The sequence below is a fragment of the Pseudomonas sp. 9.2(2024) genome, assembly GCF_039695385.1.
GTDB lineage: Bacteria > Pseudomonadota > Gammaproteobacteria > Pseudomonadales > Pseudomonadaceae > Aquipseudomonas > Aquipseudomonas paraglycinae.
Window position 1 is genome coordinate 1,379,435 of record NZ_CP155585.1, and the last position, 21,770, is coordinate 1,401,204.

A 21,770-nucleotide genomic window follows, 5' to 3' on the forward strand; every position below is an offset into this window, starting at 1 on the left:
TGTACGCCGGCCAGTGTAATGCAAGAAACGGGCGCGGCGTAGTGGGATGATCAAAGGGCGACCCCTGTCGCAATTGTCAGCGCAGGCGTTCGCTCAACCATGTGCCGATGTCGCGAATTTCTTCGGGTAACACTTCGTGCTCCATTGGGTATTCCTGCCATGTCACGGTGACACCATGGGCCTTGAGATACTCATAAGCCGTGCGTCCCATCGAGTTCTGCACCACGTTGTCGAACTGGCCGTGCAGCGACAGCACCGGAATCCGCTGCTGGCTGGCGGACAACTCCAGTTCATCGCTGAACGTCGGCGCGTATGTCGATAATGCCAGCACCCCGCCCAACGGCCCCTGCCATTTCAGAAACGCGGTGTGATAGACCACAGCGCCACCCTGGGAGAACCCGGCGAGGAAAATCCGCGAGGCGTCTATTCCGCTGCTTCGCTGTTCTTCGATCAATTCGATGATGCGGTCGGCGGACGCTTCCAGCTCATCGCGGTCGATTGCCCGGGCCGGGCTCATGGCTTTGATGTCGTACCAGCTCGGCATGGCATATCCGCCATTTATTGTCACCGGACGGGTCGGCGCCTGGGGAAGGACGAAACGCGTGCTCAGCAGGCTTTCCTGAAGCGCTTCGGCCACCGGCAGAAAGTCGTAGCGGTCGGCGCCGAGGCCGTGCAGCCAGATCACGCAGGCGTCTGCGGGCTTAACGGGCTGAAGAATCAAGGGCTCGGTCATGGCTGCTCCAATTGTGTGCGGGCGCTCTCATTGAGTGCGTGATTTGCGTGCGCGCCCGGTTGATCCGTTAAGAAGATGTCGCAAGGCTGCAAGTTTTGCTATTGACCTGTCACTCAATCGCTTCAGCAGCCGGTGTGGTACGGGCTTTGCTATGAGGTAGTCGTGCAATCGATCTCGCGCCTGGCGGTAACACTATCAGTGAACGCCTGGCGACGGGATAGCAAAGAATCCGGTGATGGATGTTCGCCAATGGCCGCAACGGGCTTAGCGAACGTGAAAGGGCTACCGCCCGTTCGGCCGACTGGTGAGAAGTGAGTTGTCCATGATGTGGATTTTCTCCTACTAGACTCATAGCGAAGGTCCTGCGTCGGTTGACCCCAAAAAAAGCCAACACGGGTCAACAACGCCTCAAAAGGGTGCGACTGGACTCAAGCTCCGACACAACAAGAGCAAAACTGGAGGTTTGAATGAAGATGTTGAAATCCACTCTGGCGATCGTGACTGCTGCTGCAGTACTGGGTGTCAGCGGGTTCGCTCAGGCGGGTGCAACCCTGGATGCAGTGAAGAAGAAAGGATTCGTGCAGTGCGGCGTCAGTGATGGCTTGCCAGGCTTCTCGGTTCCGGATTCCACCGGCAAGATCGTGGGTATCGATGCTGACGTCTGCCGCGCTGTGGCGGCTGCCGTGTTCGGCGACGCGACCAAGGTCAAGTTCAGTCAGTTGAACGCCAAGGAGCGTTTCACCGCGCTGCAGTCGGGCGAGATCGACATCCTGTCGCGCAACACCACCATGACCAGCTCCCGTGACGCGGGCATGGGCCTGAAATTCCCGGGCTTCATTACCTACTACGACGGTATCGGCTTCCTGGTAAACAACAAGCTGGGCGTGAAGAGTGCCAAAGAGCTGGACGGTGCAACCATCTGCATCCAGGCCGGTACCACCACCGAGCTGAACGTTTCCGACTACTTCCGCGGCAACGGTCTGAAATACACCCCGATCACTTTCGACACCTCCGATGAAAGCGCCAAGTCGCTGGAATCCGGTCGTTGCGACGTGCTGACCTCCGACAAGTCCCAGCTGTTCGCCCAGCGCAGCAAGCTGGCTTCGCCGAAGGACTACGTGGTTCTGCCGGAAACCATTTCCAAGGAACCACTGGGCCCGGTCGTGCGTAACGGCGACGACGAGTGGCTGGCCATCGTGCGTTGGGTTGGCTACGCGCTGCTGAACACCGAAGAAGCGGGCATCTCTTCGAAGAACGTCGAAGCGGAAGCCAAAGCCACCAAGAACCCGGATGTCGCTCGTATGCTCGGCGCAGACGGCGAATACGGCAAAGACCTGAAACTGCCGAAGGACTGGGTCGTACAGATCGTCAAGCAAGTCGGCAACTACGGCGAAATCTTCGAGAAAAACCTCGGCAAGAGCACTCCGCTGGAAATCGACCGCGGCCTGAACGCGCTGTGGAACAACGGCGGCATTCAATACGCACCACCAGTGCGCTGATGGTTCTGTCACCCGGCAGGCCAACTGCCGGGTGACGTTCTGTTCCATTATTTCCGGGGCACTTCATGCAAAATTCAATCGGCGCACCAAAGCAGAGGCTCAGCCTCAGCGATCCACGAGTGCGTGCGTGGGTATTTCAGATCATCACCATCGTGGCGGTGGTCTCCCTGGGCTGGTATCTGTTCGATAACACCCAGACCAACCTGCAACACCGAGGTATCACTTCGGGGTTCGACTTTCTGGAGCGCAGTGCCGGGTTCGGCATCGCTCAACACCTGATCTCCTACACCGAAGCGGACAGTTATGCCCGGGTGTTTGTCATCGGCCTGCTCAACACGCTGCTGGTGACTTTCATTGGTGTGATCCTGGCCACGATCCTCGGCTTCATCGTCGGCGTCGCGCGCCTGTCGAAGAACTGGATCATTTCCAAACTGGCAACGGTGTACGTGGAGGTTTTCCGTAACATCCCGCCACTGCTGCAGATCCTGTTCTGGTACTTCGCGGTGTTCCTGACCATGCCGGGGCCGCGCAACAGCCACAACTTCGGCGATACCTTCTTCGTCAGCAGCCGTGGCCTGAACATGCCGGCCGCGCAAATGGCCGACGGCTTCTGGGCGTTCGTGGTCAGCATCGTGGTGGCCATCGTCGCCATCGTGCTGATGAGCCGCTGGGCCAACAAGCGCTTTGAAGCCACCGGCGAGCCGTTCCACAAGTTCTGGGCCGGCCTGGCGCTGTTCCTGGTGATCCCGGCGGTGTGCGCGCTGATCTTCGGTGCCCCCGTGCACTGGGAAATGCCGAAGCTGCAAGGCTTCAACTTCGTCGGTGGCTGGGTGCTGATTCCGGAACTGCTGGCCTTGACCCTGGCGTTGACGGTGTACACCGCAGCGTTCATCGCCGAGATCGTGCGTTCGGGCATCAAGTCGGTCAGCCATGGCCAGACCGAGGCGGCGCATTCGCTCGGCCTGCGCAACGGCCCGACCCTGCGCAAGGTGATCATTCCGCAAGCGCTGCGGGTCATCATCCCGCCGCTGACCAGCCAATACCTGAACCTGGCGAAGAACTCCTCGCTGGCGGCCGGTATCGGTTATCCGGAAATGGTTTCGCTGTTCGCCGGCACCGTGCTGAACCAGACCGGTCAGGCGATCGAAGTCATTGCCATCACCATGAGCGTGTACCTGGCGATCAGTATCAGCATTTCCCTGCTGATGAACTGGTACAACAAGCGCATCGCGCTGATCGAGCGGTAAGGAATAGCGCATGAGTACTCATACTTTCAAACCCGACATGCCACCGCCGGCCAAGGTCTTCGGCCCGATGGCGTGGATCCGCGCGAACATGTTCTCCAGCTGGCTCAACACCCTGCTGACCCTGTTCGCGTTCTACCTGATCTACCTGGTGATTCCGCCGATCCTCAGCTGGGCGATCATCGATGCCAACTGGGTCGGCACCACCCGCGCCGACTGCACCAAGGACGGCGCCTGCTGGGTCTTCATCCAGCAGCGTTTCGGCCAGTTCATGTACGGCTACTACCCGCCGGAACTGCGCTGGCGCGTGGACCTGACCGTGTGGCTGGCGGTCATCGGCGTGGCGCCACTGTTCATCAAGCGCGTGGCGCACAAGGCGGTATACGGCCTGAGCTTCCTGGTGGTCTACCCGATCGTTGCCTGGTGCCTGCTGCATGGCGGCGTCTTCGGCCTCGACACCGTGGCGACCAGCCAGTGGGGCGGTCTGATGCTGACCCTGGTGATCGCCACTGTCGGCATCGCCGGTGCGTTGCCGCTGGGGATTGTCCTGGCGCTGGGCCGGCGCTCGAACATGCCGGCGATCCGAGTGGTCTGCGTGACCTTCATCGAGTTCTGGCGCGGCGTGCCGTTGATCACGGTGCTGTTCATGTCGTCGGTGATGCTGCCGCTGTTCCTGCCCGAAGGCATGAACTTCGACAAGCTGCTGCGGGCGCTGATCGGCGTGATCCTGTTCCAGTCGGCGTACGTCGCCGAGGTGGTGCGCGGCGGTCTGCAAGCGATCCCCAAAGGTCAGTACGAAGCCGCGGCCGCGATGGGCCTCGGTTACTGGCGCGCCATGGGCCTGGTGATTCTGCCGCAAGCCCTGAAGCTGGTGATTCCCGGCATCGTCAACACCTTCATCGCGCTGTTCAAGGACACCAGCCTGGTGATCATCATCGGCCTCTTTGACCTGCTCAACAGCGTCAAGCAAGCCGCTGCCGATCCGAAATGGCTGGGCATGGCCACCGAAGGCTACGTGTTCGCCGCCCTGGTGTTCTGGATTTTCTGTTTTGGTATGTCGCGCTATTCCATGCACCTGGAACGCAAGCTCGACACTGGCCACAAGCGTTAGGAGTTTTTTCGATGAGCGAAGCAATCAAAAAGCCAGTGGGCCCTGAAGGCATCATTCAGATGCAGGGTGTGAACAAGTGGTACGGCCAGTTCCACGTGCTGAAAGACATCAACCTGAACGTGCGTCAGGGCGAGCGTATCGTGCTGTGCGGCCCGTCGGGTTCCGGCAAGTCCACCACCATCCGCTGCCTCAACCGTCTAGAAGAGCACCAGCAGGGCCGCATCGTGGTCGATGGTGTGGAGCTGACCAACGACCTCAAGCAGATCGAAGCGATTCGCCGTGAAGTCGGCATGGTATTTCAGCACTTCAACCTGTTTCCGCACCTGACCATCCTGCAGAACTGCACCCTGGCGCCGATGTGGGTGCGCAAGATGCCCAAGCGCAAGGCCGAGGAAATCGCCATGCATTACCTGGAACGCGTACGCATTCCGGAACAGGCGCACAAGTACCCGGGGCAACTGTCCGGCGGTCAGCAACAGCGTGTGGCGATCGCCCGCGCGCTGTGCATGAAACCGAAAATCATGCTGTTCGACGAACCGACCTCGGCACTCGATCCGGAGATGGTGAAAGAGGTGCTCGACACCATGATCGGCCTGGCCGAAGACGGCATGACCATGCTCTGCGTAACCCACGAAATGGGCTTCGCTCGCACCGTGGCCAACCGCGTGATCTTCATGGACAAGGGCGAAATCGTTGAACAGGCGGCGCCGAACGACTTCTTCGACAATCCGCAGAATGATCGGACGAAGCTGTTCCTGAGTCAGATTCTGCATTGAGATCTGATGAATAAAATAAACCCGGCCTTGTGCCGGGTTTGTTTTTTGTGGGTCAGGAGGCGGTGAGGGTTTCGTGTTCTTTGTGCTCGGTATACTTGAAGGCGTTCCTCAGATCCGCCCCTTCACCCAGGGCTTTCGCATCGGCGAGCAAGTGCGGATAGCGATCGAGCAGGCGCATCAGCAGCACCAATGCCTTCGGCGGAAGCACTTCGCCGCGCTCATAGCGGGAAAATGCGTTGTGTCCGCCACCAGACAGCAGTTGCACCGTTTCTTTTTGCGTCAGGTGCAATTTGCGCCGGATGCGCTTCATCTCGTTACCGATCATTTGTCGGGCAGCAATCACCAGATCATCACCGGCTTGCGTGTAGCGTTCTGCACTATCGGTATCGGCGTCCCACTCGACCTCACCGCATTTGCGACATTCCCAGCCAGCAAGGTCATCGATACGACGTTCCATGCCTTTGACACTGATGGTTTCGCCGCGGCCTTCGAAATGTGTCATTCCCTCACGTGCACCGCAGCTGAAACATTGCCGGGTTTTCATTGGTTTTTCTCCTTGAAGGAGATTACCGGTGGGCCACCTTCGGGGCGGTATGTCACCTTGATGTAAATCTCCAGATCGTGTGAGTGCGTGTGATAAACGTCTTGCCAGACTCGATGATCGTCATAGGTGGTCATCGACTTGTACAACATCCTGTTCTGCAGTTCGAAAACGATTTCTTGCATCTCTATGATGCTGAAGCCGAGATCCAGTCCGGTTTTTTCTGCGCTCTTGGTGAATGCCTGTCTTCCCCGTCGCCTGACCTCAGCCTTGATCACCACCAAGTCGTAATGGGGTGTGTACTTTTCCATAAGAAACCAAAACCCTGTCCCTGAAATTACCCTTAAAGGGTAATTTTGACCAATCGAAAATCCCGCTCCATTTGCCCCTCTCTGACCCTAGGTGGTTGCTGTCCTACAAGGAGCTGACTAACATGTCAGAAAATTCATCCCATGATTGGATGAAAGGGCGAATCCAATGTCAGACATTTCTCCACTTATTAAGCGATCCCTGGTCGATCAGGCCCTGGATCAATTGCGCCAGCGCATCACCGATGGCACGTGGCAGGTCGGTCAGCGTTTGCCGACCGAGCCCGAGCTGTGTGCCGAGCTCGGCATCAGCCGCAACACCGTGCGCGAGGCGATGCGGGTGCTGGCGTTTTCCGGGTTGATCGAAATCCGTCAGGGTGACGGCAGTTACCTGCGGGCGGTGGTCGATCCGATGGACACGCTCAAGGCGCTGTCCAAATGCTCGCTGGACCAGGCCCGGGAAACCCGGCACATCCTTGAAGTCGAGGCCATCGGCCTGGCGGCCTTGCGCCGGACCGATGAAGACCTCGTCGCGTTGCGCGAGGCGCTGGGTGTCGCCGGCAGCCACTACCACGGCGACCTCGACAGTTACATCCGCTGCGATCTGGTTTTCCACCGCCGTCTGGTGGATGCCGCGCACAACCCGACCCTCAGCGAGCTGTATCGCTATTTTTCCAGCATCGTTGGCGCGCAATTGCGCCAGACCCTGAACATCGTCCCCCGTCGACAGGAAGTCTTCGATTTGCACGTCGCCTTGCTCGAGGCCGTCGAGCAGCGCGATCCGGAGCGGGCCAAAGCCCTGTCGAGGCAGTTGATCAATGAACCTTGAAACCGAGAAAACCATGTCCCGCCCAGAAGCCTCCCCAGCACCCGTTCGCAAGGCCGAGCTCGAAGAGTTGTTGATCGACGCCGAAGCCGATGACGAGCAGGTGCAGCAAAGCCATCCGCTGGTACGGCGTCCGTGGCTGTTGCTGCTGGGGCTGATTCTGGTGGCGTTGAACCTTCGTCCGGCGCTGTCGAGCATGGCGCCGTTGCTCAGTGAGGTGTCGAAAAGCCTCGGTTTGTCCGCCGCTCAAGCGGGTTTATTGACGACGTTGCCGGTGCTTTGCCTCGGTCTGTTCGCTCCGCTGGCCCCGATACTTGCGCGGCGTTTCGGTGCCGAGCGGGTGGTCTTGGGAATTCTTCTGACACTGGCCGGCGGCATCATCCTGCGCAGCAATTTCGGTGAAATCGGTCTGTTCGCCGGCAGCGTGCTGGGCGGCGCGAGCATCGGCATCATCGGCGTGTTGCTGCCGGGCATCGTCAAGCGTGACTTCGCCAAGCATGCCGGCACCATGACCGGTGTCTACACCATGGCTCTGTGTCTGGGCGCGGCGATGGCGGCGGGCTCCACCGTGCCGCTGAGCGAGCACTTCGACCACAGCTGGGCCATGGGCCTGGGTTTCTGGGTGATTCCGGCGCTGGTGGCGGCAGTGTTCTGGCTGCCGCAAATCGGCCAGAAGCACGGCGCGCACAATGTCGCGTATCGAGTGCGTGGTCTGTTGCGTGATCCGCTGGCCTGGCAGGTGACCTTGTACATGGGCCTGCAATCGTCGCTGGCCTACATCGTGTTCGGCTGGTTGCCGTCGATCCTTATCGGTCGCGGGCTGACGCCGACCCAGGCCGGCCTGGTGCTGTCCGGTTCGGTGATCATCCAGCTCGCCAGCTCCCTGGCGGCACCGTGGCTGGCCACGCGCGGCAAGGATCAGCGGCTGGCGATCGTGGTGGTGATGGCGCTGACCCTCGGCGGTCTGTTCGGTTGCCTCTATGCGCCGATCGAAGGGTTGTGGGGCTGGGCGATCCTGCTGGGCCTGGGGCAGGGCGGTACGTTCAGCCTGGCGCTGACCCTGATCGTGCTTCGCTCACGGGATTCCCATGTCGCGGCGAACCTGTCGAGCATGTCCCAGGGCTTCGGTTACACCCTCGCATCCATGGGGCCTTTCGCGGTCGGCGTGGTGCATGACTGGACCGGCGGCTGGAACGCCGTGGGCTGGATCTTCGGCATTATCGGTGCCGGGGCAATCCTCGCCGGCCTCGGTGCCGGACGTGCGTTGTACGTGCAGGTGGTCAGCGAAAAGGTCTGATACGCACACACTGTCGGTATTCGGAATGCGAATGCCGATAGTGTTTCGGGCGTTTGCGGATTATCGTGCTGGCAATCTGTACCTTTCCTGGAGATTGCCCATGAGTGAAGAAGCCCACAGCGCCCTGATCACCCGTTTCTACCAGGCTTTCCAGCGCCTCGACGCCGAGGCCATGGACGCCTGCTACACCGACGACGTGGTGTTCAGCGATCCGGCCTTCGGCGAGCTGCGCGGCCGCGATGCCGGCGACATGTGGCGCATGCTCACTACCCGGGCCAAGGACTTCTCCCTGACCTTCGACAACGTCCGCGCCGACGAGCGCAGCGGCGGCGCCCACTGGGTAGCGACGTACCTGTTCAGCCAGACCGGCAACATCGTCATCAACGACATCCAGGCACGTTTCGTCTTCCGTGACGGCAAGATCTGCGAACACCACGACTACTTCGACCTGTGGCGCTGGTCGCGCCAGGCGCTGGGCTTCAAGGGCCTGCTCCTTGGCTGGACGCCGCTGGTGCGCAACGCCGTCCGCGCCCAGGCGCTGAAAGGGCTGAAGGCATTTCAGGCGAGTCGCTGATAAGATCGCGGCCTGTTTTCCTTACGCCTGAATTGTCCCGTGACCAGCCTTAGCGAAAATCCTCTCGATGCCGACGTTCCAGTGAGCAAGTCCTGGTTCGTCTACCTCGTACGCGCCGCCAACGGTTCGCTGTACTGCGGGATCAGCGATGATCCCGTGCGCCGTTTCGCCAAGCACCAGAGCGGCAAAGGGGCGCGATTCTTTCTCTCAAGCCCGGCGATGGCGCTGGTCTACACCGAGCGTTGTCGCGACAAGGGTGATGCGTTGCGTCAGGAGCGATTGATCAAGAAGCTCAGGAAGAGTGCGAAGGAGTGTCTGGTGGCGTCTTATCGGCACGACTGAATGAGTCCTCGAACTTTTAGATATCCCTCTCGTGGAGGAGGCACGTTGCATAAACGACAGGCAAGAAAAAACCGCCCTTGCAGGCGGTTTTTTCTATAAACCTCGGTTTGCGGCCGGGGGTTATTGCATCTCACTGGATACACTGGCGCAGCTGAAGACTATTCGCCTTTGCGCCCATTATCAACCTGACTGATCAGTTCCCATCAGCCGGATCCGTAGGCTGCGAACGAATTGCGCGCTAAGCTGCTGGCTCACTTTCTGTGCGGCGGAGCCGAGCATGTCCGAGTTGATTCTGCATCATTACCCGACCTCTCCATTCGCCGAAAAGGCCCGGCTGCTGTTGGGTTTCAAGGGCCTGTCCTGGCGCTCGGTGCACATCTCGCCGGTGATGCCGAAACCGGACCTGACCGCCCTGACAGGTGGCTACCGCAAGACTCCGGTGCTGCAGATCGGCGCTGACATCTATTGCGACACCGCGCTGATCGCCCGCCGCCTCGAGCAGGAGAAGGCTCAGCCTTCGTTCTTCCCGGAAGGTCAGGAAATGATTGCCGCCAGTTTTGCCGCCTGGGCCGATTCGGTGGTGTTCCAGCACGCGGTGAGCCTGGTGTTCCAGCCGGAATCGGTGGCAGTGCGTTTCGGCAAATTGCCGCCGGAAGCGATCAAGGCGTTCCTTGTCGATCGGGCCGGACTGTTCAGTGGTGGCAGCGCAACCAAGCTTTCAGCGGAGCAGGCCAAGCACAATTGGCCGACACTCATGGCGCGTCTGGAGCAACAGTTGCAGCGCGAAGACGGTGACTTCCTGTTCGGCGAGCCGTCGATTGCCGACTTCGCCATGGCCCATCCGCTGTGGTTCCTCAAGGCCACGCACGTGACGGCACCGTTGGTGGATGCTTACCCGGCAGTGTCGGCGTGGCTGGGGCGTGTGCTCGGCTTCGGCCATGGCGCGGCCAGCGAGATGAGCTCGGAGGAGGCACTGGAGATCGCGCGCAGCTCGACGCCGGCGGCGTTGCCGGACGAAGAGTTCACTGATCCGAACGGGTTCTTGGCAGGTCAGCAGGTGCTGGTCGCAGCGACAGACTACGGTGTAGATCCGGTGGCCGGTGAGCTGGTGTTTGCCGGTCGTGAGGAGCTAATCCTGCGCCGTGAAGACGAGCGAGGCGGGTTGGTGCATGTGCACTTCCCGCGTTTCGGTTTCCGGATCGAGAAACGCTGAAACAACTGAGGGAGCCGATTGGCTCCCTCGTTCATTTCAGTGCAGCGAGAATCTCGTCCGGATCAAATCCGCGAATCAACGTGCCATTGACGTCGATCAGCGGGATCCCGCGCCCGCCCAGCGCTTCGTACACCTTGCGTGCCTCGGCATCCTTCTCGATATCGAATTCCTTGAACGGAATGCCTTTCTGATCGAGAAAGCGCTTGGTCTGCTTGCAGTAGCCGCACCAGTCCGTGGCGTACAGCACGACATGGGCGTTGGCGCGGACTTGCTCGGACGCCATCTGCGACGGGTTGAAGACCCGCTCGATCTTGCCCCAGTTCTGATAGACCACGACCACCAGCAGAACCAGCAGAACCTTTTTCAGCACATTGCCGAGCATCAGTTGCGACGCTTCAACTGATCGGTGAGCGAGGTCGGCAGGCCTTTGATGACCAGCGTCCCGGCCTCTTCGTCGTATTCGATCTTCGAGCCCAGCAGGTGCGCTTCGAAGCTGATCGACAGGCCTTCGGCGCGACCAGTGAAGCGGCGGAACTGGTTGAGCGTGCGTTTATCCGCCGGAATCTCCGGCGACAGGCCGTAATCCTTGTTGCGGATGTGATCGTAGAAGGCTTTCGGGCGCTCTTCGTCGATCAGCTCCGAGAGTTCTTCCAGGCCCATGGGTTCGCCAAGCTTGGCCTGGCTGCTGGCGTAGTCGACCAGGGTCTTGGTCTTCTCGCGGGCGGAATCTTCCGGCAGGTCTTCGCTCTCGACGAAGTCGCTGAAGGCCTTGAGCAGGGTGCGGGTTTCGCCCGGGCCATCGACGCCTTCCTGGCAGCCGATGAAGTCGCGGAAGTACTCCGAAACCTTCTTGCCGTTCTTGCCCTTGATGAACGAGATGTACTGCTTGGACTGCTTGTTGTTCTGCCACTCTGAAACGTTGATCCGCGCCGCCAGGTGCAGTTGACCGAGGTCGAGGTGGCGCGACGGGGTCACGTCCAGTTGATCGGTCACCGCCACGCCTTCGCTGTGGTGCAGCAGGGCGATGGCCAGGTAATCGGTCATGCCTTGCTGATAGTGGGCGAACAACACATGGCCGCCGACCGACAGGTTCGACTCTTCCATCAGCTTTTGCAGGTGTTCGACCGCGACTTTGCTGAACGCGGTGAAGTCCTTGCCGCCTTCCATGTACTCCTTCAGCCAGCCGCTGAACGGGAACGCACCGGACTCCGGATGGAACAGGCCCCAGGCTTTGCCCTGTTTGGCGTTATAGCTCTCGTTGAGATCGGCGAGCATGTTCTCGATGGCTGCGGACTCAGCCAGTTCGGAGTCACGGGCGTGCAGGACTGCGGGTGTGCCGTCGGGTTTTTTGTCGATCAAATGGACGATGCAATGACGGATCGGCATAGGCTTCTCGGCTGGTGGAAGGGAGGAGGGCGGGCTCCCCCGAAAAAGCGCTCAGTGTACCGCAACCACTGGATTTGGCGCGGGGTGAAGGGCAAATCCGGGTCACCCGACGGCCCTTATGCATTTATTTACCGATTTAGCGCAATAAACCTGACCATTTGGCTAGCTAGAGGCGGATATTTCCTTGTCTCTGTGCTAGTTTTGCCCGGTCTTGTGCGAAGTCACCGCGACAAGCATGCATTCAGCTTTTGTCAGGTCGAACCAAACCTTGATTTCGGCATCTATAACCCCGACTCGTCGTGGTTATCGCCGAGGGTGCCAGATCCAGAAGATCGGGCTCGATGGCTGACACTGCACTCTGCAATCCATATGAATTTGATAGGGAAGGAACACTACATGGCTCTTACTAAAGACCAACTGATCGCCGACATCGCTGAAGCTATCGACGCGCCGAAAACCACCGCGCGTAACGCTCTGGACCAACTGGGCCAAATCGTTGCCGATCAGCTGGAAAACGGCGGCGAAATCACCTTGCCAGGTATCGGCAAGCTGAAAGTGACCGAGCGTCCTGCCCGCACTGGCCGTAACCCATCGACTGGCGCTGCCATCGAAATCCCTGCCAAGAAAGTGATCAAGCTGGTTGTGGCCAAAGGCCTGACCGACGCTGTGAACAAGTAAGACGCAGCGATAAAAAAACCGTGCACCGGAGCGATCCGGGCACGGTTTTTTTGTGCCTGCCGATTGTGTTTCAGCAGTGGCGGCGGCTGCTTTGCGCTCAAGCGCCGCCCCGGTTGAAACGTCTTACTTGCGAACCCAGCGTTCGCGCCGCCAGATCTGCTGTTCGGACTTGGTCTGGAAGGTCCAGGCGACGAAGCGACTCTGTTTCTGCCCCTGGGACATTTCCACCACCTGGCTTTCCAGCGCGCCGGCCTTTTTCAGTGCGGTTTCGATGGCAGGCAGGTTCGAAGCTTTCGAGACCAGGGTGCTGAACCACAACACCTTGTGCGCAAGATTCGCACTTTCGGCGATCAGTTGCGTCACGAAACGCGCTTCGCCGCCCTCACACCACAGCTCGGCCGACTGACCGCCGAAGTTCAGCACCGGCAGTTTGCGTTTCGGATCGGCCTTGCCCAAGGCTCGCCATTTACGCTCGCTGCCCTTGGTGGCTTCTTCCATCGACGCGTGGAACGGCGGGTTGCACATGGTCAGGTCAAAGCGCTCGCCGGGCTCCAGCAGGCCGATCAGGATGTGCTTGCGGTTTTCCTGCTGGCGCAGCTGGATGACCTTGTTCAAGTCGTTGGACTGGACGATGGCCCTGGCAGCAGCCACGGCGGTCGGATCGATCTCCGAGCCCAGGAAGTGCCAGCGATATTCGCTGTTACCGATCAGCGGGTACACGCAGTTGGCGCCCATGCCGATATCCAGCACGTTGACGATGGCGCCGCGCGGAACCACGCCGTCGTTGTTGCTGGCCAGCAGGTCAGCCAGGAAGTGGATGTAGTCGGCGCGGCCCGGCACCGGCGGGCACAGATAATCGGCCGGGATGTCCCAATGCTGGATGCCGTAGAACGATTTGAGCAACGCCCGGTTGAACACACGCACTGCATCGGGACTGGCGAAGTCGATGCTTTCCTTGCCGTACGGGTTGGTGATCACGAACTTCGCCAGTTCCGGCGTGGTCTTGATCAGCGCCGGGAAGTCGTAACGACCCTGATGGCGATTGCGCGGGTGCAGGCTGGCCTCTTTACGCGGCGCCACGGGCTTGGCCGGGGTGGCGGAGTCAGGCTTCTTGCGCGCAGGTTTCGGTGTGCGTGGGGCGTTCATGGGCGTGGTCGATTCGGGTAGGGCTGAAAGTGGCAGCCATTGTCCCACAGGGAGCCGTGTTGTTGGCCGGAAAAGTGCCGGGCACAAAAAAGGGAGGCCGTTGCGGGCCTCCCTTTTTCAGTGCGATTTGCCGTTACAGGCTGGCAATCCGCGCGTGCTGCTCGGCCAGCTTGGCCAAAGCCTGTTCGGCTTCGGCCAGTTTGGCGCGTTCCTTCTCGATGACTTCGGCCGGGGCCTTGTCAACGAAACCGGCATTGGACAGCTTGCCGCCAACCCGCTGGACTTCGCCCTGCAGACGCAGAATTTCCTTGTCCAGACGCGCCAGCTCGGCGTTCTTGTCGATCAGACCGGCCATCGGTACCAGCACTTCCATCTCGCCAACCAGCGCGGTCGCGGACAGCGGCGCTTCTTCGCCGGCGGCCAGTACGGTGATCGATTCCAGACGCGCCAGCTTCTTCAGCAGCGCTTCGTTCTCGGTCAGGCGGCGCTGGTCTTCAGCGGTGACGTTTTTCAGGTAGATCGGCAGCGGTTTGCCCGGGCCGATGTTCATTTCGCCACGGATGTTACGCGTGCCGAGCATCAGGCCCTTGAGCCATTCGATGTCGTCTTCGGCCGCCGGATCGATGCGCTCTTCGTTGGCCACCGGCCACGCTTGCAGCATGATCGTCTTGCCCTGAATGCCGGCCAGCGGCGCAATGCGCTGCCAGATTTCTTCAGTGATGAACGGCATGAACGGATGCGCCAGACGCAGCGCCACTTCCAGTACGCGAACCAGCGTGCGGCGAGTGCCGCGCTGACGCTCGACCGGCGCGTTTTCGTCCCACAGCACTGGCTTGGACAGTTCCAGGTACCAGTCGCAGTACTGGTTCCAGATGAACTCGTACAGCGCTTGCGCCGCCAGGTCGAAACGGAACTGATCCAGTTGACGGGTCACTTCGGCTTCGGTGCGTTGCAGTTGCGAGATGATCCAGCGGTCCGCCAGCGACAGCTCGTAGGCTTCGCCGTTCTGGCCGCAGTCTTCGCCCTTGTCCAGAACATAACGCGCGGCGTTCCAGATCTTGTTGCAGAAGTTGCGATAGCCTTCGACGCGGCCCATGTCGAACTTGATGTCGCGGCCGGTGGACGCCAGCGAGCAGAAGGTGAAGCGCAGGGCGTCGGTGCCGTAGCTGGCGATGCCGTCGGCGAACTCGTCGCGGGTCTGCTTCTCGATCTTCTTCGCCAGTTTCGGCTGCATCAGACCGGAAGTGCGTTTCTGCACCAGGGTTTCGAGCTCGATACCGTCGATGATGTCCAGCGGGTCCAGGACGTTGCCCTTGGACTTGGACATCTTCTGGCCTTGGCCATCACGCACCAGACCATGCACATAAACGGTCTTGAACGGAACCTGCGGCGTGCCATCCTCGTTCTTGATCAGGTGCATCGTCAGCATGATCATCCGGGCAACCCAGAAGAAAATGATGTCGAAACCGGTGACCAGCACGTCGGTGGAGTGGAATTTCTTCAGGAACTCGGTCTTTTCCGGCCAGCCCAGCGTGGAGAACGTCCACAGGCCCGAACTGAACCAGGTGTCGAGAACGTCGTTGTCCTGTTGCAGCGCAACGTCCGGACCGAGGTTGTGCTTGGCGCGCACTTCGGCTTCGTCGCGACCGACGTAGACCTTCCCTGACTCGTCGTACCAGGCCGGAATCCGGTGGCCCCACCACAGCTGACGGCTGATGCACCAGTCCTGGATGTCGCGCATCCACGAGAAGTACATGTTTTCGTACTGCTTCGGCACGAACTGGATACGGCCGTCTTCAACGGCAGCAATCGCAGGCTCGGCCAGCGGCTTGGTGGAAACGTACCACTGGTCGGTCAGCCACGGCTCGATGACGGTGCCGGAGCGGTCGCCTTTCGGTACTTTCAGGTTGTGGTCGTCGACGCTCACCAGCAGGCCGGCGGCGTCGAATGCGGCAACGATCTGCTTGCGCGCTTCGAAACGCTCGAGACCGGCGTATTCGGCCGGAATCTTGCCGTCGATGCTGTCGTTCAGCGTGCCGTCGAGGTTGAACACTTGCGCTGCCGGCAGCACGTTGGCGTTCTTGTCGAAGATGTTCAGCAGCGGCAGGTTGTGGCGCTTGCCGACTTCGTAGTCGTTGAAATCGTGGGCCGGGGTGATTTTCACGCAGCCGGTGCCGAATTCAGGATCGCAGTAATCGTCGGCGATGATCGGGATGCGGCGGCCGACCAGCGGCAGCTCGACAAATTTGCCGATCAGGGCTTTGTAGCGCTCGTCGTTCGGGTTCACCGCGACGGCGGAGTCGCCGAGCATGGTTTCCGGACGGGTGGTCGCGACGATCAGGAAATCGTTGCCTTCAGCGGTTTTCGCGCCGTCGGCCAGCGGGTATTTCAGGTTCCACAGGAAACCTTTCTCGTCGTGGTTTTCCACTTCGAGGTCGGAAATCGCCGTGTGCAGCTTGGTGTCCCAGTTGACCAGACGCTTGCCGCGATAGATCAGACCGTCTTCGTGCAGGCGCACGAAGGCTTCTTTAACGGCTTCCGAGAGGCCGTCATCCATGGTGAAGCGCTCGCGGCTCCAGTCCACGGACGAGCCGAGGCGACGGATCTGACGGCTGATGTTGCCGCCGGACTGATCCTTCCACTCCCAGACTTTCTCGAGGAATTTTTCCCGGCCCAGATCGTGGCGGTTCTGGCCCTGGGCTTCAAGCTGACGCTCCACCAGCATCTGCGTGGCGATACCGGCGTGGTCGGTGCCCGGCTGCCACAGGGTGTTGCGACCCTGCATGCGGCGGAAACGGATCAGGGCGTCCATGATCGCGTTGTTGAAACCGTGACCCATGTGCAGGCTGCCGGTGACGTTCGGCGGCGGGATCATGATGGTGTAGGAGTCGCCCGCGCCTTGCGGGGCGAAGTAGTTCTCGGACTCCCAGGTGTTGTACCAGGAAGTTTCAATGGCGTGCGGCTGGTAGGTCTTATCCATGCGCGGCGGGACCCTATTGGCATTTATTCAGGAAAAGCCGGGAAGTATAGCGGGGCATGGGGCGCAGGGCGAGCGGGGCGGGCCGGGTGGAGACTTAAATGTGGGAGCAGGCTTGCCAGCGATGCAGGCGCCGCGGTTTTTCAGGAAAACCGCAGTGATGCTATCGCTGGCAGGTCAGCTCCCACAGGAGATTGGGGGATTATTCGTATTGGCCGAGAAGCCGTTCCATCCGCGCCTCGAGGCGACGTTTGATTTCGGTTTCGATGTGCGGAGCGAAGTCGTCGATCACGTCCTGCATGATCAATTGCGCCGCGGCGCGCAGTTCGCTGTCCAGGTGCAGGATAGCGTCGGGGCCTTTCTCCACAGGCGCAGCAGCAGGTTGCGGAGCAGGCGTTGGCGCGGGTGCAGCCTCGACGGCTTGCGGTGTGTTGTCGACCGAATCGAACAACATCGGAATCTGTTCCTGTTCGCCATCATCGACCGTGTCGGTCAGCAGTGGCGGTTGCAGGTTGTCATCCCCGAGCAACTGGCGGATCGACTCGAGGTCATCCAGCAGGTGCGTGGGTTTTTGCAGCGGTTTTGGAGTGTCCATCGGCGTACTCAGAGTCGCTGTAAACGGTGGTCTTGCAGAGGATAGCCCTGTTCGCGGTAGAAACGGAAACTCTCCCGCGCCGCAGTGCGGATCGCCGGATCTTCCACCACAACCTCCGCCACCCGGGCGAATTGGTTGGCGAAAACCGGGACTTTCAGATCGAGGTTGACCAGCAAGTCCGCGTGCTGGCCACAGTCCTCGCCCAGTCCCAACACGATCAGTCCTTCCGGTTCGCTTTCAGCCGGGCCGTGAGGCACGAAGGTTTCGCCCTTGAAAGCCCACAGTCGCGCATCGAGATCATCACGCTGGGCGGCATCGCTGCAATGCAGGTAGATGCGATGGCCCATGCGCCAGGCTTTATCGGTGAGCTTGCAGGCAAAGTCCAGGCGAGCCGAAGGATCGGCGCTGGGCAGGATGTAAAAGTCGACTTTGGTCATTGCGGTTCCTGAGCTGCAAGCAGCGCCCCTCAAGAGAGGCGCCGCTCGCAGTCATCGGTTTCAGGCTTTGGCGCGGTCCAGCAGGTACTGGGTCAGCAGCGGAACCGGACGGCCAGTGGCGCCCTTGTCCTTGCCGCCGCTAGTCCAGGCGGTGCCTGCGATGTCCAGGTGCGCCCAGTTCAGGTTTTTGGTGAAGCGCGACAGGAAGCAGGCAGCGGTGATGGTGCCGGCCTTAGGACCGCCGATGTTGGCGATGTCGGCGAACGGACTGTCCAGCTGCTCCTGGTATTCATCGAACAGCGGCAGTTGCCAGGCGCGGTCGTCGGCAGCCTTGCCGGCGCTCAGCAGTTGCTCGATCAGCTCGTCGTTATTGCCCAGCAGGCCCGACGTGTGGGCGCCCAGCGCAACGACGCAGGCACCGGTCAGGGTGGCGATGTCGATTACCGCTTGCGGCTTGAAGCGCTCGGAGTAGGTCAGGGCATCGCACAGCACCAGACGGCCTTCGGCGTCGGTGTTGAGGATTTCCACGGTCTGGCCGCTCATGGTGGTGACGATGTCGCCCGGACGCGAAGCGTTGCCGCTCGGCATGTTCTCGGCGCAAGCCAGGATGCACACCAGGTTGATCGGCAGTTTCAGTTCCAGCACGGCGCGCAGAGTACCGAACACGCTGGCGGCGCCACCCATGTCGTACTTCATTTCGTCCATGCCGGCGCCCGGTTTCAGGCTGATGCCGCCGGTGTCGAAAGTGATGCCTTTACCAACCAGTGCGTACGGCTTCTCGGATTTCTTGCCGCCGTTGTATTGCATGACGATCAGGCGCGGCGGCTGGGCGCTGCCCTGGCCGACGGCGTAGAACGAACCCATGCCCAGCGACTTGATCTTCTTCTCGTCGAGGACTTCGACTTTCAGATCCTTGAACTCTTTGCCGAGGTTCTTGGCTTGCTCGCCGAGGAAAGTCGGATGGCAGATGTTCGGCGGCAGATTGCCCAGGTTACGGGTGAACGCCATGCCGTTGGCGATCGCGGTGGCGTGGTTCACGGCGCGCTGCACTTCGGCCTGAGCGGCCTTGATGGTCAGCAGGGTGATCTTCTTCAGGGCGCGCGGTTCGGCTTTCTGGCTCTTGAACTGGTCGAAGGTGTATTCGCCGTCGACCAGGGTTTCGGCCAGCAGGCGGGTCTTGCCGTAGCTGTCGCGGTTCTTGACGATGATTTCATCGAGTGCCAGGACGGCATCGCTGCCGGCCAGGCCTTTAAGGGTGTTGAGGATGCCGGCGACGATCTTGCGGAACGGACGGTCGCCCAGCTCTTCATCCTTGCCCACGCCGACCAGCAGCACGCGTTCGGCTTTCAGGTTCGGCAGGCTGTGCAGCAACAGGCTCTGGCCGACCTTGCCGGCCAGATCGCCACGCTTGAGCACGGCGCTGATGGCGCCACCGCTCAGTTCGTCGACCTGCCTGGCGGCAACACCGAGTTTGCGGCCTTCGCCGACGGCAACCACCAGGGTGGCGGTTTTCAACGTTTCTGGGCTAACGCTTTTTACAACCAGTTCCATGTCCGGATCCCTGAATGAATGGTCAACACGCAGGCGTTCGACGGTGCCCGCCGTCGCCTGCTTATAGAGAGAAGAGGCGCAGGCCAGTGCCTGCGACAGAGGCGGCAGTTTGAACCTCGCTCACCGCGCCTGACAACCCTCGGTTGTACGATCTTCAACGGATTGCACGCTTGCGTGAGTGTGCGCAGTGACAGGCGCCCTCAATCACAGGATAATGCCGCATCTTTTTTCGACGGCTCTGCCTTGCGGGCCCGTCGATACGTTTGCTTGTTTGGCCGCCTTAGCCTGACAACCCTGGAGTGTCTGGTTTGATCGTCTTCCGTTATCTGTCCCGCGAAGTCCTGTTGACCCTGAGTGCGGTAAGCGCCGTGCTGCTGGTCATCATCATGAGCGGTCGCTTCATCAAATACCTTGCCCAGGCCGCCGCAGGCCAGCTCGATCCGGGATCGCTGTTCCTGATCATGGGCTTCCGTCTGCCGGGCTTCCTGCAACTGATCCTGCCGCTGGGCCTGTTTCTCGGGATCCTGCTGGCGTACGGCCGGTTGTACCTGGAAAGCGAGATGACCGTGCTCTCGGCCACCGGCATGAGCCAGCAGCGTCTGTTTCGCATGACTCTGTTTCCGGCCACCTTGGTGGCGCTGGTGGTTGCATGGCTGAGCCTGAGCCTGGCCCCGCAAGGCGCCAACCAGTTCCAGCTGCTGCTGAACAAGCAGGACGCCCTGACCGAGTTCGACACCCTCGAGCCCGGCCGCTTCCAGGCCCTGCGCGACGGTACGCGGGTGACCTACACCGAAACCCTGAGCGATGATCGGGTCAATCTTGGCAGCGTGTTCATCTCGCAGAAGAACCTCGGCGCCAACCAGAAAGATCGCGGGATTTCCGTACTGGTGGCGGAAAAGGGGCGTCAGGAAGTGCGTCCCGACGGCAACCGCTACCTGATCCTCGACAACGGCTTCCGCTACGACGGCAGCCCGGGTCAGGCCAACTACCGCGCCATCCACTACGAAACCTACGGCGTGCTGCTGCCCAAGCCGGATGTCAGCGAGGAAGTCACCGACCGTGACGCCATGCCGACCTCGTCCCTGCTGGGCAGCGACGACATTCGCTCGAAAACCGAACTGCAATGGCGCCTGTCGCTGCCGTTGCTGGTGTTCATCGTGACCCTGATGGCGGTGCCGCTGTCGCGGGTCAATCCGCGTCAGGGGCGTTTCCTCAAGCTGCTGCCGGCGATTCTTCTTTATATGGCTTACCTGACCATCCTGATTGCCGCCCGCGGCGCCCTCGAGAAAGGCAAGATTCCACCGGCGCTCGGCTTGTGGTGGGTCCACGCGATCTTCCTGGTCATCGGCCTCGGCCTGCTGTACTGGGAGCCTCTGCGCCTGAAACTGGCGAGCCGTCGCAGCGCAGCGCTGGAGGTGGCCCGTGGTTAAACTCGACCGCTACATCGGCAGCAGCGTGTTCATGGCGATCATCGCAGTGCTGGCGATCATTCTCGGCCTGGCAACCTTGTTTGCGTTCATCGACGAGATGGGCGACGTCAGTGACACCTACACCTTGGTCGACGTTCTGAGCTTCGTGCTCCTGACCGCGCCGCGTCGGCTCTACGACATGCTGCCGATGGCGGCGCTGATCGGTTGCCTGATCGGCCTCGGCAGTCTGGCGAGCAGCAGCGAACTGACCGTGATGCGCGCAGCCGGTGTGTCCATCGGGCGCATCGTCTGGGCGGTGATGAAGCCGATGCTGGTGCTGATGCTGGCCGGCGTGCTGATCGGCGAGTACGTGGCACCGGCCACCGAAAGCATGGCCCAGGCCAACCGTTCGCTGGCGCAAGGCAGCGGCGACGCGCAAAGCGCCAAGCACGGCATGTGGCACCGTCAAGGCGAGGAGTTCATTCACATCAACTCCGTACAGCCCAACGGTCGCCTGTACGGCGTGACCCGTTATCACTTCGACAAAGAGCGTCACCTGCTGAGCTCGAGCTTCGCCAAACGCGCCGAGTTCGACACCGATCACTGGCAGCTGACCGACGTGACCACCACCAAATTCCACGAGCGCAGCACTGAAGTGGTCAATACGCCGGTCGAGCGCTGGGATGTCTCGCTGAGCCCGCAATTGCTGAGCACCGTGGTGATGGCGCCGGAATCGCTGTCGATCACCGGTCTGTGGGGTTACATCCACTATCTGGCCGATCAGGGCCTGAGCAACGGTCGTTACTGGCTGGCATTTTGGGTCAAGGTGTTGCAGCCGTTGGTGACCGCCGCGCTGGTGCTGATGGCGATTTCCTTCATCTTCGGTCCGTTGCGTTCGGTGACTCTCGGTCAGCGGGTTTTCACCGGTGTGCTGGTGGGCTTCACCTTCCGCATCGTTCAGGATCTGCTGGGTCCATCCAGTCTGGTCTTCGGCTTCTCGCCGCTGTTCGCGGTGCTGGTGCCGGCTGGCGTGTGTGCGCTGGCGGGTGTCTGGCTGTTGCGTCGAGCCGGTTGATGAACAAGGTTTCACCCACGCTTTAGCCTTGAAAACGCCTCGGTCATCAGAT

The 21,770-nt window shown here is 60.7% G+C and carries 22 protein-coding genes; 12 read left to right on the forward strand and 10 right to left on the reverse strand.

The window, feature by feature from the left end:
* Positions 1 to 76: 76 nt before the first annotated feature.
* A complete protein-coding gene (locus ABFB52_RS06080; RefSeq protein ID WP_085690612.1) occupies positions 77 to 733 on the reverse strand; it encodes an alpha/beta fold hydrolase in 657 nt (218 codons plus the stop codon).
* Between the two features lie 467 nt (positions 734 to 1,200).
* On the opposite strand from ABFB52_RS06080, the gene ABFB52_RS06085 reads away from it, so the two are divergent.
* From ABFB52_RS06085 to ABFB52_RS06100, 4 genes are all read left to right on the forward strand, one after another.
* A complete protein-coding gene (locus ABFB52_RS06085) occupies positions 1,201 to 2,232 on the forward strand; it encodes an amino acid ABC transporter substrate-binding protein (protein WP_007957332.1) in 1,032 nt (343 codons plus the stop codon).
* 65 nt (positions 2,233 to 2,297) lie between these two features.
* Positions 2,298 to 3,479, forward strand: coding sequence for an amino acid ABC transporter permease (locus tag ABFB52_RS06090; RefSeq protein WP_129973000.1), 1,182 nt, complete (start codon positions 2,298 to 2,300; stop codon positions 3,477 to 3,479).
* A gap of 10 nt (positions 3,480 to 3,489) precedes the next feature.
* A complete protein-coding gene (locus tag ABFB52_RS06095) occupies positions 3,490 to 4,587 on the forward strand; it encodes an amino acid ABC transporter permease (RefSeq protein WP_007957335.1) in 1,098 nt (365 codons plus the stop codon).
* A gap of 11 nt (positions 4,588 to 4,598) precedes the next feature.
* Positions 4,599 to 5,363 (forward strand): amino acid ABC transporter ATP-binding protein, encoded by a 765-nt coding sequence (locus ABFB52_RS06100; RefSeq protein WP_007957337.1) that lies wholly within the window; start codon positions 4,599 to 4,601, stop codon positions 5,361 to 5,363.
* A 52-nt stretch (positions 5,364 to 5,415) separates the two neighbouring features.
* On the opposite strand, the gene ABFB52_RS06105 is transcribed toward ABFB52_RS06100, so the two are convergent.
* A complete protein-coding gene (locus ABFB52_RS06105; RefSeq protein ID WP_085746998.1) occupies positions 5,416 to 5,907 on the reverse strand; it encodes a type II toxin-antitoxin system MqsA family antitoxin in 492 nt (163 codons plus the stop codon).
* The gene (locus ABFB52_RS06110) at positions 5,904 to 6,215 is read right to left on the reverse strand and encodes a type II toxin-antitoxin system MqsR family toxin (RefSeq protein WP_085746999.1); all 312 of its coding nucleotides are present in this window, start codon (positions 6,213 to 6,215) and stop codon (positions 5,904 to 5,906) included. The genes ABFB52_RS06105 and ABFB52_RS06110 overlap by 4 nt, the downstream gene beginning before the upstream one ends.
* Positions 6,216 to 6,381: 166 nt before the next feature.
* Between ABFB52_RS06110 and ABFB52_RS06115 the strand changes: the two genes are divergently transcribed.
* From ABFB52_RS06115 to ABFB52_RS06135, 5 genes are all read left to right on the forward strand, one after another.
* Positions 6,382 to 7,041: a FadR/GntR family transcriptional regulator gene (locus ABFB52_RS06115; RefSeq protein WP_007957343.1), complete on the forward strand. Its 660-nt coding sequence runs from the start codon at positions 6,382 to 6,384 to the stop codon at positions 7,039 to 7,041.
* A complete protein-coding gene (locus ABFB52_RS06120) occupies positions 7,031 to 8,335 on the forward strand; it encodes a CynX/NimT family MFS transporter (RefSeq protein ID WP_129973001.1) in 1,305 nt (434 codons plus the stop codon). The genes ABFB52_RS06115 and ABFB52_RS06120 overlap by 11 nt, the downstream gene beginning before the upstream one ends.
* A 100-nt stretch (positions 8,336 to 8,435) precedes the next feature.
* Complete coding sequence (locus ABFB52_RS06125; RefSeq protein WP_129973002.1) at positions 8,436 to 8,909, forward strand: nuclear transport factor 2 family protein; 474 nt, start codon at positions 8,436 to 8,438, stop codon at positions 8,907 to 8,909.
* A gap of 39 nt (positions 8,910 to 8,948) precedes the next feature.
* Positions 8,949 to 9,251: a GIY-YIG nuclease family protein gene (locus ABFB52_RS06130; protein WP_085747003.1), complete on the forward strand. Its 303-nt coding sequence runs from the start codon at positions 8,949 to 8,951 to the stop codon at positions 9,249 to 9,251.
* A 277-nt stretch (positions 9,252 to 9,528) separates the two neighbouring features.
* A complete protein-coding gene (locus ABFB52_RS06135; protein ID WP_129973003.1) occupies positions 9,529 to 10,464 on the forward strand; it encodes a glutathione S-transferase family protein in 936 nt (311 codons plus the stop codon).
* A gap of 31 nt (positions 10,465 to 10,495) precedes the next feature.
* Here ABFB52_RS06135 and ABFB52_RS06140 read toward each other — a convergent pair whose 3' ends face one another.
* The gene (locus ABFB52_RS06140) at positions 10,496 to 10,846 is read right to left on the reverse strand and encodes a glutaredoxin family protein (protein WP_085747005.1); all 351 of its coding nucleotides are present in this window, start codon (positions 10,844 to 10,846) and stop codon (positions 10,496 to 10,498) included.
* The gene (gene yejK / locus ABFB52_RS06145) at positions 10,846 to 11,850 is read right to left on the reverse strand and encodes a nucleoid-associated protein YejK (RefSeq protein WP_007957356.1); all 1,005 of its coding nucleotides are present in this window, start codon (positions 11,848 to 11,850) and stop codon (positions 10,846 to 10,848) included. Before yejK ends, ABFB52_RS06140 begins: the two co-directional genes overlap by 1 nt.
* Before the next feature lie 396 nt (positions 11,851 to 12,246).
* On the opposite strand from yejK, the gene ABFB52_RS06150 reads away from it, so the two are divergent.
* Positions 12,247 to 12,528 carry an HU family DNA-binding protein gene (locus ABFB52_RS06150; RefSeq protein WP_003221909.1) on the forward strand — a complete coding sequence of 94 codons (282 nt, stop codon included), beginning with the start codon at positions 12,247 to 12,249 and terminating at the stop codon, positions 12,526 to 12,528.
* Positions 12,529 to 12,651: 123 nt separating this feature from the next.
* Here ABFB52_RS06150 and rlmF read toward each other — a convergent pair whose 3' ends face one another.
* The 5 genes from rlmF to ABFB52_RS06175 form a co-directional block, all read right to left on the reverse strand.
* Positions 12,652 to 13,674, reverse strand: coding sequence for a 23S rRNA (adenine(1618)-N(6))-methyltransferase RlmF (rlmF, locus tag ABFB52_RS06155; RefSeq protein ID WP_129973004.1), 1,023 nt, complete (start codon positions 13,672 to 13,674; stop codon positions 12,652 to 12,654).
* Between the two features lie 133 nt (positions 13,675 to 13,807).
* Entirely contained in the window at positions 13,808 to 16,654 is a 2,847-nt protein-coding gene (locus tag ABFB52_RS06160) for a valine--tRNA ligase (RefSeq protein ID WP_085688963.1), read from the reverse strand.
* Between the two features lie 199 nt (positions 16,655 to 16,853).
* Positions 16,854 to 17,246 carry a DNA polymerase III subunit chi gene (locus ABFB52_RS06165; protein WP_129973005.1) on the reverse strand — a complete coding sequence of 131 codons (393 nt, stop codon included), beginning with the start codon at positions 17,244 to 17,246 and terminating at the stop codon, positions 16,854 to 16,856.
* An 8-nt stretch (positions 17,247 to 17,254) separates the two neighbouring features.
* Complete coding sequence (locus ABFB52_RS06170) at positions 17,255 to 17,683, reverse strand: DNA polymerase III subunit chi (RefSeq protein WP_085747008.1); 429 nt, start codon at positions 17,681 to 17,683, stop codon at positions 17,255 to 17,257.
* 60 nt (positions 17,684 to 17,743) lie between these two features.
* Entirely contained in the window at positions 17,744 to 19,234 is a 1,491-nt protein-coding gene (locus ABFB52_RS06175) for a leucyl aminopeptidase (RefSeq protein ID WP_085747009.1), read from the reverse strand.
* A 308-nt stretch (positions 19,235 to 19,542) separates the two neighbouring features.
* Between ABFB52_RS06175 and lptF the strand changes: the two genes are divergently transcribed.
* The gene (lptF, locus tag ABFB52_RS06180) at positions 19,543 to 20,664 is read left to right on the forward strand and encodes an LPS export ABC transporter permease LptF (RefSeq protein ID WP_129973006.1); all 1,122 of its coding nucleotides are present in this window, start codon (positions 19,543 to 19,545) and stop codon (positions 20,662 to 20,664) included.
* Entirely contained in the window at positions 20,657 to 21,718 is a 1,062-nt protein-coding gene (gene lptG / locus ABFB52_RS06185) for an LPS export ABC transporter permease LptG (protein WP_039769506.1), read from the forward strand. The genes lptF and lptG overlap by 8 nt, the downstream gene beginning before the upstream one ends.
* Positions 21,719 to 21,770 lie beyond the last annotated feature (52 nt).